This window comes from Pseudomonas sp. NFPP24 (genome assembly GCF_900112095.1).
GTDB classification, from domain to species: Bacteria; Pseudomonadota; Gammaproteobacteria; order Pseudomonadales; family Pseudomonadaceae; genus Aquipseudomonas; species Aquipseudomonas extremorientalis.
In genome coordinates, this window is sequence record NZ_FOKD01000001.1 from 32452 (window position 1) to 45567 (window position 13116).

General features: G+C 61.6%; 13 protein-coding genes. 6 read left to right on the plus strand and 7 right to left on the minus strand.

What is annotated here, in order from left to right:
* Nucleotides 1-73: 73 nt before the first annotated feature.
* The 5 genes from BM026_RS00160 to BM026_RS00180 form a co-directional block, all read right to left on the minus strand.
* A complete protein-coding gene (locus BM026_RS00160; RefSeq protein ID WP_093527068.1) occupies nt 74-2116 on the minus strand; it encodes a GGDEF domain-containing protein in 2043 nt (680 codons plus the stop codon).
* Nucleotides 2113-2991, minus strand: a complete 879-nt coding sequence (locus BM026_RS00165) for an endonuclease/exonuclease/phosphatase family protein (RefSeq protein WP_058424434.1) — start codon at nt 2989-2991, stop codon at nt 2113-2115. The genes BM026_RS00160 and BM026_RS00165 overlap by 4 nt, the downstream gene beginning before the upstream one ends.
* A 10-nt stretch (nt 2992-3001) precedes the next feature.
* Complete coding sequence (dsbA, locus tag BM026_RS00170) at nt 3002-3637, minus strand: thiol:disulfide interchange protein DsbA (protein WP_033899253.1); 636 nt, start codon at nt 3635-3637, stop codon at nt 3002-3004.
* A gap of 168 nt (nt 3638-3805) precedes the next feature.
* Nucleotides 3806-4417: a c-type cytochrome gene (locus BM026_RS00175; protein WP_058424433.1), complete on the minus strand. Its 612-nt coding sequence runs from the start codon at nt 4415-4417 to the stop codon at nt 3806-3808.
* Nucleotides 4418-4451: 34 nt separating this feature from the next.
* The gene (locus tag BM026_RS00180; RefSeq protein WP_092241416.1) at nt 4452-4754 is read right to left on the minus strand and encodes a c-type cytochrome; all 303 of its coding nucleotides are present in this window, start codon (nt 4752-4754) and stop codon (nt 4452-4454) included.
* A gap of 192 nt (nt 4755-4946) precedes the next feature.
* On the opposite strand from BM026_RS00180, the gene yihA reads away from it, so the two are divergent.
* The gene (gene yihA / locus BM026_RS00185; protein ID WP_010207832.1) at nt 4947-5588 is read left to right on the plus strand and encodes a ribosome biogenesis GTP-binding protein YihA/YsxC; all 642 of its coding nucleotides are present in this window, start codon (nt 4947-4949) and stop codon (nt 5586-5588) included.
* A gap of 269 nt (nt 5589-5857) precedes the next feature.
* Here yihA and polA read toward each other — a convergent pair whose 3' ends face one another.
* Entirely contained in the window at nt 5858-8635 is a 2778-nt protein-coding gene (gene polA / locus BM026_RS00190; protein ID WP_092241418.1) for a DNA polymerase I, read from the minus strand.
* Between the two features lie 74 nt (nt 8636-8709).
* On the opposite strand from polA, the gene BM026_RS00195 reads away from it, so the two are divergent.
* Both BM026_RS00195 and BM026_RS00200 read left to right on the plus strand, forming a co-directional pair.
* Nucleotides 8710-9000 carry a DUF2782 domain-containing protein gene (locus BM026_RS00195; RefSeq protein ID WP_071490948.1) on the plus strand — a complete coding sequence of 97 codons (291 nt, stop codon included), beginning with the start codon at nt 8710-8712 and terminating at the stop codon, nt 8998-9000.
* A 56-nt stretch (nt 9001-9056) separates the two neighbouring features.
* Nucleotides 9057-10010: a homoserine kinase gene (locus tag BM026_RS00200; protein WP_092241420.1), complete on the plus strand. Its 954-nt coding sequence runs from the start codon at nt 9057-9059 to the stop codon at nt 10008-10010.
* A gap of 66 nt (nt 10011-10076) precedes the next feature.
* Here the strand turns inward: BM026_RS00200 and BM026_RS00205 are convergent, their stop codons facing one another.
* Complete coding sequence (locus BM026_RS00205) at nt 10077-11006, minus strand: zinc ABC transporter substrate-binding protein ZnuA (RefSeq protein ID WP_092241422.1); 930 nt, start codon at nt 11004-11006, stop codon at nt 10077-10079.
* A gap of 58 nt (nt 11007-11064) precedes the next feature.
* Here BM026_RS00205 and BM026_RS00210 point away from each other — a divergent pair, with 58 nt between their 5' ends.
* Genes BM026_RS00210 through znuB form a run of 3 tightly spaced genes read left to right on the plus strand, consistent with a single transcriptional unit; the run spans nt 11065 to nt 13113 of the window.
* Nucleotides 11065-11547: a Fur family transcriptional regulator gene (locus tag BM026_RS00210; protein ID WP_025854323.1), complete on the plus strand. Its 483-nt coding sequence runs from the start codon at nt 11065-11067 to the stop codon at nt 11545-11547.
* Nucleotides 11547-12332, plus strand: coding sequence for a zinc ABC transporter ATP-binding protein ZnuC (gene znuC / locus BM026_RS00215; RefSeq protein ID WP_092241423.1), 786 nt, complete (start codon nt 11547-11549; stop codon nt 12330-12332). Before BM026_RS00210 ends, znuC begins: the two co-directional genes overlap by 1 nt.
* Nucleotides 12325-13113, plus strand: coding sequence for a zinc ABC transporter permease subunit ZnuB (znuB, locus tag BM026_RS00220; protein ID WP_071490944.1), 789 nt, complete (start codon nt 12325-12327; stop codon nt 13111-13113). Before znuC ends, znuB begins: the two co-directional genes overlap by 8 nt.
* The last annotated feature ends 3 nt before the right edge of the window (nt 13114-13116 follow it).

A 13116-nucleotide genomic window follows, 5' to 3' on the forward strand; every position in this document is an offset into this window, starting at 1 on the left:
GCAGAAGACGATAATGCAACAGTGTAACGTACCGATCGCAAGCCAGCGGTCAAATCACAAAATGGAACATTTTTCAGGCAGCCTGTACCTGGTTGCGCCCCGCGGCCTTGGCCCGATACAACGCTTCATCGGCACGCTTGAGCGCAAGATCACTGCGCTCTCCCGGCTGGAACTGCGCCACGCCCATGGACACGGTGATCGTCACCGGCTCGCCCTTGAAGTGAAACGGGCACGCTTCAATCGCCGCACGCAACACCTCGCCCACGGCCAGGGCATCCGCCAGGGATGAGTCGGGCATCAGCAAGACAAACTCTTCACCACCAAAGCGCGCGATAAAGTCGGTCGGGCGCAGGCGCTTGCGCAGCACGTTGGCGATGATCTTCAGCACCTTGTCGCCGGCGAGGTGGCCGTAGCCATCGTTGATACGCTTGAAGTGATCCAGGTCCAGCATCGCCAACGACAGGTTGTTGCCGTGCTGGTGCCAGGTGTTTACCTCATAATCGAGGCGCTCGCTCCAGGCGGCACGATTGGGCAGGCCCGTGAGCGGATCGATCAACGCCTTCTGGCGCTGCACCTCCAGGTGCTCGCGATAGCCCTGGGCTTCCTGCTCCATGTTGGCAACCCGCTCAGCCAGACCTTTGAGGCGTGCCGCCGTCTCCTGCTCGCGCAGGTCGCGCTGCTGCTGATGCTCATCCATGGTACCGAGCAGGCCCTCAAGGTGACTTTCCAACACGTGCTTGAGGCTGTCCAGGTCGGCAGCTTCCTGCACGCTGCTTTGCAGACCATCGACCTGTTCGCGGATCTGTGTGTCCAACTCACGGGCGGCGGAGCGACTGTCGGCATGCCCCTCGCTGGCGACTTGCAAGTGGCCCTGAAACGCCTCGAGCCGTTCGTTGAGCTGCTTGAGGTAAGCCTCGAACTCATGCTGGCCGCTGTCGGTGATCGCCAGCATCAAGACTGCCAGATCGTCGAGGATCGGCAGCAGTTCGTACCAGTTCAAACCATGGGCCAGGCGCTCGCGCATGGCTTCGGCCTGGGGTCGGTGACGTTCGGGCAACGAGAGTTCTTCGAGCAGGCCGAGCAGAGTGTCTTCGATGTGCTTGGCCACGGAGCTGTAGGACGGTTCTGGCGAGTCAGGCAGGGCATAGGCTCCATCCGCTTGCAATTCGTCAGGATCAAGCTCTTCTAGCACCGGTGGAAGCGACAAGCTGCCAATGGTGGTCTCATCCGGGGTCTCGACCTGAACTTCAGGCGTTTCGATTAAGGCTGCGAGGGCGCTTTCCGGTGCGGGTTCTTCGTCTTGAGGCTTGGGCTCGACACGCGCTCCGGGTGTTTCAATAGCGTCGGCTCGAGGCGGGGTTTCATAGACGAAGGTTTCGCTGGAGGGCTCGGCCTCCTGGGCGGGGGCTACGGGCTCGATGACCGGAGCGGCGGTTTCTTGAGGCTGCGGCGCAAAGGCACGCAACGCTTGCGTCAGCTCCTCGGATTGCTCGGACGGCTGTGGCTCGACAGCGACTGGCTTGGTCGCCGCAGGCTGCGGGGCCGGTCGGGGGGGCGATTCGTCCGCCACCGCTTCGTTCGCAACGTCCTTAGCGCCGAACAGGCGCTGCAAAAGCCCAAGGCCTGGTCGCGCGGTTTCGCCGTCCGGCTCCAGGTTGTTCAGTGCCTGGCCCTGCAGGCCGCTCAACTCGCTGAGCAACAGCGGGATCTCTCGCGCCTGGCCGACGCGGCCGTCCAACTGCTTGGCGAACGTCTTCAGCGGCCGGGCCACCTCACGGGGCAATGGAAGTTTCTGTAGTTGCGTGACCAGGGAAGTCAGCGCGGTGCTGATCTGGTCGACCCGGGTTTCGCGGCGCTGCTCCGAATCCAGCACGGCTTTTTCTAGGCGCGGCAGCAAGGCGGCGAGGGCGGCGTCCATATCATCGGTACGGACGACGTCGCGCATTTCCTTCATGCATTGGTCGACGGCGCGGTCAGTGCCCTCAGCCGCCAGCGTGCTGCGCACCAGTCCACGGCGCAGCAGGTCGAGGCGGGCAGCCCAGCGGCGTTCGAGTTTTTCCTGTTGCTCGATGCTCTTGAGGTATTTCTCTTTCCAGCGCTGGGCGTCGTCGCTCATGCAAGGGGTCCGCGGGGGCCAGGGCTCAACGCGGGTAATGCATCAGCCGTGAGCGAACCCGGCAGACGAATCTCTACCGCGACCGGCAGGTGATCGGAGATGGGCTGCGCCAGCACCTGCACACTCTCGAGTGTGAGGGTAGGACTGAGCAGGATATGGTCAAGGCAGCGTTGCGGGCGCCAACTGGGGAACGTGGCTTCGGCTTGCGGCGCCAGTAGGCCGAGGTCGCGCAACGGAGAATTCTGCAACAGGTCGCTGGCGTGGGTATTCATGTCCCCCATCAGCACCTGGTGTTTGTAATTGCCAATAAGCTCGCGGATGTAAGCCAGTTGCATCGTGCGAGTGCGGGCGCCCAGTGCCAGGTGCATCATCACGACCACCAAGGCCTCCGGGCCTTCGCCAAAGCGCACGAGGATCGCACCCCGCCCCTTGGGTCCGGGTAACGGGTGATCTTCGATGACTGAGGGCTTCAAGCGACTGAGCACACCATTGCTGTGCTGCGCCAGGCGCCCGAGGTTACGGTTGAGCTGCTGATACCAATAGGGGAAGGCACCCAGCTGGGCCAAGTGTTCCACCTGGTTTATATAGCCGGAGCGCATGCTGCCGCCATCAGCTTCCTGCAGGGCGACAAGGTCGAAGTCGTTCAGCAGGTTGCCGATCTTTTGCAGGTTGCCAGCACGTCCGTTATGGGGCAGCAGGTGCTGCCAGCCACGGGTGAGGTAGTGCCGGTACTTCTCGGTACTGATGCCTACCTGGATATTGAAGCTGAGCAGGCGCAGGCGGCTGTCTGCCGGCAGGCCCGTGGACTCCAGGTGATGTTCATTGACCTGCGGATCATGCAGGCCAACCACACGTTCGGTACCCCAGCGGCGCATGACGGGCCCCTTACTTGGCTGCGCGCTCTTTGGCGATCAGTTGGTCGGCAACATTGAGGGTCTGCTCAGGACCACCGGAAGTGCCCAGGTCGAAACGGTATTTGCCGTTGACGATCATGGTCGGTACGCCTTGCACGCCATACTTCTGCGCCAGCTCCTTGGCCTGCTTGATCTGGCCCTGGATAGCGAAGGAGTTGAAGGTGGCCAGGAACTTGTCCTTGTCGACACCTTGGGTGGCCACGAAGTCAGCCATTTCGTCCGGCTTGGTCAGGCGCTTGCCTTGCTTCTGGATCGCGTCGAATACCGCGTTGTGGACTTTGTGCTCGACACCCATGGCTTCCAGGGTCAGGAACAGTTGGCCGTGGGCATCCCATGGGCCGCCGAACATGGCTGGAATGCGCTTGAAGTTCACGTCCTTGGGCAGTTTTTCAACCCATGGGTTGATGGTCGGTTCAAAAGCGTAGCAATGCGGGCAGCCGTACCAGAACAACTCCACCACTTCGATCTTGCCGGGTTCGGAAACCGGAACCGGATTGGCCAATTCAACGTAGGTCTTACCGGCTTCAAGCGGCACATCGGCGGCTTGTGCGGTCATGCCGAAGAGGCTGGCAGTGACGAGAGCGGCGCTGAGGATCAGATTACGCATGCTTTACTCCTGGACAAATAAAGTCGCCTCACGCGACCTTTGTTGTGACAGGTCTGCGCGGGCATGAGTTCGTTAGTGTAACGGCACCGGCCACAAAAAAGGGCGGCCTGGGCCACCCTTTTTATGCTTGCATCGCGGGATTAATCGAGTGTTAACGTTGCGTGCACCTCAGTGCAGGCCCTGGATGTAGCTGGAGACCGCCGCAATGTCCTCGTCACTCAGCTTGCGGGCGATGGTGCGCATGATCGCCGCGTCGCCATCGTTGGTGCGCCCGGCCTCTTCCTTACGGAAATCGGTCAGCTGTTTGGCAATGTAGGTGGCGTGCTGGCCACTCAAGTGCGGGAAGCCGGCGGCGGCAATGCCCGCGCCATTGGGCGAATGGCAACCGGTGCAGGCCGGCAGGCCTTTATCCAGGTCGCCACCGCGGAACAGTTTCTCGCCGCGGGCCACCAGTTTCGGATCAGCAGCTCCCACACTGCCTTTCTGGCTGGCAAAATACGCCGCGATGTCTGCCAGGTCCTGATCGCTGAGGTTGGTCAACAAGCCGGTCATTTCCAGGACCGTGCGCTTGCCGGACTTGATATCCTGCATCTGCTTGGTCAGGTAACGCTCGCCCTGGCCGGCCAGTTTGGGGAAGTTCGGTGCCGGGCTGTTACCATCCGGTCCATGGCAAGCACCACATACGGCGGCTTTCGCCTGGCCCGCTGTAGCGTCGCCTGCAGCATGGGCAACACCGGTGATGCCCAAGGTCAACAGCAGACTCACGATCAGTTTGTTCATCAGCTAATCCAACTACGGCTAAGGGGTTTAAGAGTTATCTACCGGGTTTACTCACCATCAATTCAATGATGGCCTGGTAATCCTCAGTACTGCAGTCCATGCACAAACCACGCGGCGGCATTGCCTTGAAACCCTGGGTCACGTGTAGCACCAGCGTGTCCATGCCCTGCGCCAGTCTTGGCGCCCAGGCTGCCTGGTCACCCCGTCTGGGGGCGCTGGGCAACTGGCCGGCATGGCAAGCCACGCAAACTCGGTTGTACACCGCTTCCGGATCCTGTGTAGCCTGAACGCCGTAAAGCGGGACCAGAGCACCGATAGCGAGCAACCACTTGGTCATACGTCGACCATTTCAGGGTTTGAGAGCGTTCTGCGTTCTAATGCGCAATAAAGGTCTATCGCTCCCGTGAACTTCATCCTTCGCTGGGACAAAGCACACACAAAATCTGCGGCATTATATACTGGCGCTACTGAAACGGAAACGACACCGCTTGCCGCACCCTTTCTCGGCACCGCCCACATCGGAAATCTCATGCAACTCAAGAATCCCATCCTCGGCCTGTGCCAACAGTCCACGTTCATGCTCAGCGCCGCCAAAGTTGACCAATGCCCCGATGACGAAGGCTTTGAAGTCGCCTTTGCCGGTCGTTCCAACGCCGGCAAGTCCAGCGCGCTGAACACCCTGACTCACGCGAGCCTGGCGCGCACCTCGAAAACCCCGGGCCGCACGCAACTCCTCAATTTCTTCAAGCTAGACGATGATCGGCGTCTGGTCGACCTGCCGGGTTACGGTTATGCAAAAGTACCTATCCCGCTGAAGTTGCACTGGCAGCGTCACCTGGAGGCTTACCTGGGTGGCCGGGAGAGTTTGAAAGGCTTGATTCTGATGATGGACATCCGCCATCCGATGACCGATTTCGACCTGTTGATGCTCGATTGGGCGGTCGCCAGCGGCATGCCGATGCATATCCTGCTGACCAAGGCCGACAAGCTGACCTACGGCGCGGCCAAGAACACCTTGCTCAAAGTGCAGTCCGAAATCCGTAAGGGCTGGGGCGACGCGATCACGATCCAGCTGTTCTCGGCACCAAAGCGCATGGGCCTGGAAGAGGCTTACACCGTGCTGGCCGGTTGGATGGAATTGGCGGACAAAGGCGCGGAACTCGCGGAATAACTTTTCTGCGGGCAAAAAAAACCCCGGACTTCGTATGGGGAGGGGAAGTTCGGGGTTCAAGTTCCGGACCGCTAGGGCGGGGTCCAGATATCTGCCAACACTTAACACAACATAGGAGCATTGAAGGGCTTCACCACCCATTCAGTAACTCTGAGTAGCAGTTCACGGGTTAAGTTCCGGCAAGTCAGAAAAACTATTTGAAATAACCAACGGCGATTTCCGCACTAAAGCACTCTGCCACCACACAGCGCGGTGGCAGCGCCCGCACGTCAGTGCGCTTCATCCCAGTTATTGCCGACGCCCACTTCCACCAGCAGCGGCACGTCCAGCTTCGCGGCCGCACTCATATGCTCGCGAATCTTTTCGCTGACCTGCGCCACCTGATCTTCGCGCACTTCCAGTACCAATTCATCGTGCACCTGCAGGATCACCTTGGCATCCAGGCCCGAATCGGTCAGCCAGTTGTCCACCAACACCATGGCTTTCTTGATGATGTCGGCCGCCGTGCCCTGCATCGGCGCGTTGATCGCGGTGCGTTCAGCGGCCGCGCGCTCCTGGGGCTTGTTGGAGTTGATCTCGGGCAAGTACAGGCGACGGCCGAAGAAGGTTTCCACGTAGCCTTGATCTGCCGCCTGGGCGCGGGTGCGCTCCATGTACTCGCGAACCCCCGGATAACGGGCGAAATACACATCGATGTAGGCCTTGGCCGTCTTGGTATCGACGCCGATGTCCTTGCCCAGCTTCTGCGCGCCCATGCCGTAGATCAGACCAAAGTTGATCGCCTTGGCACTGCGGCGCTGGTCGGAGGTGACCTCGCCCAGCTCAACCTTGAACACCTCGGCCGCCGTGGCGGTGTGCACATCCAGGTTGTGACGGAAGGCGTTCATCAAGCCCTCGTCCTTGGACAGGTGCGCCATGATCCGCAGCTCGATCTGCGAATAGTCCGCCGCCAGCAGCTTGTAGCCCTTGGGTGCAACAAACGCCTGGCGAATCCGCCGCCCTTCGGCGGTACGCACCGGGATGTTCTGCAGGTTCGGATCACTGGAAGACAAGCGCCCGGTCGCCGCCACCGCCTGGTGATAGGAGGTGTGGATACGTCCGGTACGCGGGTTGATCTGTTCCGGCAGGCGATCGGTGTAGGTGCTTTTCAGCTTGCTCATGCTGCGGTACTGCATCAGCACCTTGGGCAGCGGATAGTCATCCTCAGCCAGCTTGGCCAGCACTTCTTCGGCGGTGGAGGCCTGGCCCTTGCCGGTTTTCTTCAGCACCGGCAGGCCGAGTTTTTCGTAAAGAATCGCGCCGAGCTGCTTGGGCGAACCGAGGTTGAACGCCTCGCCGGCGATCTCGAAGGCTTGGCGCTCCAGTTCGACCATCTTGTTGCCCAGCTCGATGCTCTGGATACCCAGCAGGTCCTTGTCCACCAGTGCACCCTGGCGCTCGATACGGGCCAGCACCGGCACCAATGGAATCTCGATATCCGTGAGCACGCTCGCCAGGCTCGGGATGGCCGTCAACTGTGCAAACAAAGCCTGGTGCAGACGCAGGGTCACATCGGCATCTTCCGCCGCATAAGGGCCGGCCTGCTCCAGGGCGATCTGATCGAAGGTCAGCTGCTTGGCGCCCTTGCCGGCGATGTCCTGGAAAGCAACAGTGTCGTAGTCCAAGTACTTCTTGGCCAGGCTGTCCATGTCGTGACGGGTTGCCGTGGAGTTCAGCACATAGGACTCAAGCATGGTGTCGAACGCAATGCCACGCACGGTAATGCCCTGCGCCGGGTCGCCGCCGATAGCGCAGTTGGCCAGGATATTCATATCGAACTTGGCGTGCTGGCCGACTTTGAGCTTGGTCGGGTCTTCCAGCAGCGGTTTCAGAGCCAGCAGGACGGTGTCGCGGTCCAACTGCTCCGGCGCGCCGATGTAGGAATGGGTCAACGGGATGTAGGCCGCTTCATGGGGCTGCACGGCGAAGGAGACGCCGACCAGCTGCGCCTGCTGGGCATCGATACCGGTGGTTTCGGTGTCGAAGGCAAACAACTTCGCGTCGTTGAGCTTCTTCAGCCAAAGGTCGAACGTCGCCTGATCGAGGATGGTGGTGTAGGTGGCCTCTGCCGGCGCTACTGCCTCGACGGCTTGCTCGGCAACCGGCGCAGCCTTGAGTTCCACGCGTTTGGCATCGCGCTGGACCTCATCAATCCAGCTCTTGAACTCCAGCAGCGTGTACAACTCCAGCAGCTTCTCGCGATCCGGCTCGATCAGGTGCAAATCATCCAGACCGATATCCAACGGTACATCGCACTTGATCGTCGCCAACTGGTAGGAAAGAAAAGCACTCTCCCGATGTTCTTCCAGCTTGGCCGGCAACGTCTTGGCGCCTCGGATAGGCAAGGTCGGCACAATATCCAACTGCTCATAAAGCTCTTTGATGCCGCCGTTCACGCCGACCAGCAAGCCGGAAGCGGTCTTCGGACCGATACCCGGAACACCCGGGATGTTGTCGGACGAATCGCCCATCAGCGCCAGATAGTCGATGATCTGCTCGGGAGCGACACCGAATTTCTCCTTCACGCCCTCGATGTCCATCGCGCTACCGGTCATGGTGTTGACCAAGGTAATGTGCCCGTCGACCAGTTGCGCCATGTCCTTGTCACCGGTGGAGATCACCACGGGGCGGGCAGCCGCCGCACTGCTGCGCGCCAGGGTGCCGATCACATCGTCGGCCTCGACGCCTTCGACGCACAGCAACGGGAAGCCCAGCGCGATCACGCTCTGGTGCAACGGCTCGATTTGCACGCGCATGTCATCGGGCATGCTCGGGCGGTTGGCCTTGTATTCGGCGTACATGTCATCGCGAAAGGTCCCACCCTTGGCGTCGAACACCACCGCGAACGGGCTGTCCGGGTACTGCTTGCGCAGGCTCTTGAGCATGTTCAACACGCCCTTGACCGCGCCGGTGGGCAGGCCTTTGGAAGTGGTCAGCGGTGGCAATGCGTGGAAGGCACGGTACAGATACGAAGAACCGTCCACCAGGACGAGGGGTGCTTGGCTCATGAGCAGAATCAACCTTTTCGGCGGGTCAGGCGCTAGAATAGCCGGACCAATGACGACAAAGGGACAAGGTTATCATGCGTACATTCAATCGCCTGCTGTTGACTGGCTTGATTGCACTCGCTCCGATGGCTGCCGTGGCGGCAGACGATGCGCCTGGGGGCGATCCGGAAGTGACCATTCGCACGGAAGGCGACAAGACCATTCAGGAGTACCGCCAGAACGGTTTCCTTTACGCAATCAAGGTCATCCCGAAGGGCGCACCTCCTTATTTCCTGGTGCGCGCGGACGGAACCGATGCGAACTTCATCCGTTCTGACCAGCCGGATATGCTGATCCCGTCATGGAAGATCTTCGAATGGAAATGATTTCTTAACTTCAATTGGCGCCGCGCACCGCGGCGCCCGTACTGGCAGTTTTAACCATGTCTGTGTTCACCCCCCTGGCTCGGCCCGAGCTGGAAACCTTTCTCGCCCCTTACGGCCTCGGCCGCCTGATCGACTTCCAGGGGATTGCCGCCGGTAGCGAAAACACCAATTTCTTTATCAGCCTGGAGCAGGGTGAGTTTGTCCTGACCCTGGTCGAGCGTGGCCCGGTTGCGCAAATGCCGTTCTTCATCGAACTGCTCGACGTACTCCACGACGCCGACCTGCCGGTGCCCTACGCCCTGCGCACCACCGACGGCGTGGCCTTGCGCGAACTCAAAGGCAAACCGGCACTGCTGCAACCGCGCCTGGCCGGCAAGCACATCAAGGACGCCAACGCCCAGCACTGCGCCCAGGTCGGTGACCTGCTGGGCCATCTGCACCTGGCGACGCAGGGCGAGAGAGTCCTCGAGCGCAAGACCGATCGCGGCCTGGACTGGATGCTCAGTGAAGGCGCGCAACTGATTTCGCACCTGAACGCCGCACAGCAACGCCTGTTGCAGGATGCTCTGACCGAGATCGCAGCGCACAAGGCCGAGATCCTCGCCCTGCCACGCGCCAACGTGCACGCCGACCTGTTCCGCGACAACGCGATGTTCGAAGGCACGCACCTCACCGGCCTGATCGACTTCTACAACGCTTGCTCCGGCCCGATGCTGTACGACGTGGCGATCGCCCTGAATGACTGGTGCTCGGACGCCGATGGCGTGCTTGATGGGCAACGCGCCAGGGCCTTGCTGGGAGCGTATGCAGGGCTGCGGCCGTTTACCGCGAAGGAAGCCGAGCTGTGGCCGACGATGTTGCGCGTGGCCTGTGTGCGATTCTGGCTGTCACGCCTGATCGCGGCTGAATCCTTTGCGGGACAGGATGTGCTGATCCACGACCCGGCGGAGTTCGAGCATCGACTGATGCAGCGTCAGCGGGTCACCGTGCAACTGCCATTTGCCCTCTAAAAGCCTGTGAGATCAAAAAGTGTGGGAGGAGGCTTGCCCCCTCCCACATTTGGTCGTCGTTTGCTGTCAGAGCGATTCCAGGCAACCCGCCAAGTCGTTGCCCAACTTATCCAGCACTTGCTCGTAGCCTTGAGCGGTAGCCGGGGTATAACCCCCCAGCGCATCCAACTCTGCCAACTTCACCGGCAACCCGGCCACCAGCGTTTCAGCCAGGCGCGGACGCAACGGCGGTTCACTGAACACGCACGTCTTGCCCACTTCCTGCAAACGGGTACGCATCGCCGCGACATGCTGGGCGCCAGGCTGGACTTCAGCGGCCACGCTGAACACGCCGGCATGCTTGAGCCCATAAGCGTCTTCGAAGTAATCGAAGGCTTCATGGAACACGAAGTAGGGCTTGCCATCGATCGGCGCAAGACGGGCTTTCAGGCGAGCATCCAGGGCATCCAGGCGCTCGTCGAAGGCCTTCACGTTGCTCTGGTAACGCGAGGCATTAGCCGGATCGGCAGCAGCCAGGTCAGTGGCCATGCGTGCAGCAATAACCCGTGCGTTGATCGTGGACAGCCACAAGTGCGCGTCCAGGCTGCCTGGGCGGTGATCGTGGTCATGTTCGTCGGCTTCATCGGCGTGGGAGTGGCTATCTTCGGCAAAACGGCGCAGCTTCATGCCCGGCAGGTCCTGCACTGCTACCGTTGTTGCCGTACGACCTTTCAACACGCGCGGCAGGAAACTCTCCATGTCCGGGCCGATCCAGTACAGCAGGTCCACCGACTGCACACGCCGTACGTCGGATGGTCGCAACGCATAGTTATGCGGCGACGCGCCCGGTGGCAACAACACCTCCGGAACCGCCACGCCGTCCTGCACCGCCGCAGCAATCAACTGCAACGGCTTGATGCTGGTCAACACCTTGACCTCGGCCTGAGCGGCGCCAGCCATGAACAAACTGGTGACAAATACGACAAAAACGGGAAAAAGTCGGGACACGATGACCACTCAATGGCGTAGGAACGGGTAACATAATAACGTCTCTATCAAATATCTGTCGCCGCTCATGCCTAAAACACCGCTTGCCAGCCGTCCCCACGACCACTCTCACTGCGTGCATACCGCGCTGTCGGAAGCCGACACCCTGTGCACACAGAAGGGGCTGCGCCTGACCGCACTGCGCCGCCGCGTGCTGGAATTGGTGTGGCAGAGCCACAAGCCGCTGGGCGCCTACGACATTCTCGGCGTGCTCAGCGAGCAGGACGGCCGCCGCGCCGCGCCGCCCACCGTGTACCGCGCACTGGACTTCCTGCTGGAAAACGGCCTGGTGCACCGCATCGCCTCGCTTAACGCCTTCGTCGGCTGCAGCCACCCGGAACACGCGCACCAGGGCCAGTTCCTGATCTGCCGCGAGTGCCACGCCGCCATCGAGCTTGAACAAAAAAGCATCAGCGACGCCATCATCAAGAGTTCTGCCGAGGTCGGCTTCCGGGTCGAAGGGCAAACGGTCGAAGTGGTCGGCCTGTGCTCGGGCTGCCAGGGGGCTTGATGAGCAACGCGTTAATCCGCCTGGAGCAGGTCGGGGTCACGTTCGCCGGGCAAAACGTGCTGGATAACATCGCACTGAGCGTGGAGCCGGGGCAGATCGTTACCCTGATCGGCCCCAACGGCGCCGGCAAGACCACCCTGGTGCGTGCCGTGCTGGGCCTGCTCAAGCCCGACACCGGCAGTGTGTGGCGCAAGCCCAAGCTGCGCGTCGGCTACATGCCGCAGAAGCTGCATGTCGATCCAACCTTGCCATTGTCAGTCCTGCGCTTCCTGCGCCTGGTACCCGGCGTAGACCGTGCCCGCGCCCAGGCGGCGCTCAGGGAAGTCGGCGCCGAACAGGTGATCGACAGCCCGGTGCAAAGCATTTCCGGCGGCGAAATGCAGCGCGTGCTGCTGGCCCGCGCCCTGTTGCGCGAGCCGGAACTGCTGGTGCTGGATGAGCCCGTGCAGGGCGTCGACGTCGCCGGCCAGGCCGAGCTGTACAGCTTGATTACCCGTCTGCGCGACCGCCATGGCTGCGGCGTATTGATGGTGTCCCACGATTTGCACCTGGTGATGAGCACCACCGACCAGGTGGTGTGCCTCAACCGCCACGTGTGCTGCTCGGGCCATCCGGAACAGGTCAGCGGCGACCCGGCGTTCGTCGAGCTGTTCGGCAAGAACGCCCAGAGCCTGGCGATCTACCACCACCATCACGACCACGCCCACGACCTGCATGGCGCCGTCGTCGATGACCCCGCCGCCCCTCATACCCACGTTCATGGAGATAGCTGCAAGCATGGCTGATTTTCTGCTCTACGCCCTGCTGGCAGGCTTGGCTTTGGCATTGGTGGCGGGCCCGTTGGGCTCGTTCGTGGTCTGGCGGCGCATGGCCTATTTTGGCGACACCCTGTCGCACGCCGCGCTGCTGGGCGTGGCCCTGGGCTTTCTGTTGGATGTGAGCCCGACCATCGCCGTGACCGTTGGCTGCCTGTTATTAGCGGTACTGCTGGTGACCCTGCAACAGCGCCAGCCCCTGGCCTCCGACACCCTATTGGGCATCCTGGCACCCAGCACCCTGTCCCTGGGCCTGGTGGTGCTGAGCTTCATGCATGAAGTGCGCATCGACTTGATGGCCTACCTGTTCGGCGACCTGCTGGCGATCAGCCCCGGCGACCTTGCGTGGATCCTCGGCGGCAGCGCGGCCGTACTGGCGCTGCTGGTCGCGCTGTGGCGCCCGCTGCTGGCGATTACCGTGCACGAAGAGCTGGCCACGGTAGAAGGCTTGCCCGTGCCGGCCCTGCGCATGGCCCTGATGTTATTGATCGCCGTGGTGATCGCTGTCGCGATGAAGATTGTCGGCGTATTGTTGATCACGTCGCTGCTGATCATTCCTGCGGCCGCTGCCCAGCGCCACGCCCGCTCACCGGAGCAGATGGCGGTGGGCGCCAGCCTGCTGGGGATGCTCGCTGTGTGCGGGGGCCTGGCGTTGTCCTGGTTCAAGGACACGCCGGCCGGGCCGTCGATTGTGGTCACGGCCGCCGCCCTGTTTCTGCTGAGTTTTGTCCTGCCCCGTCGAGGGGTGTAGACT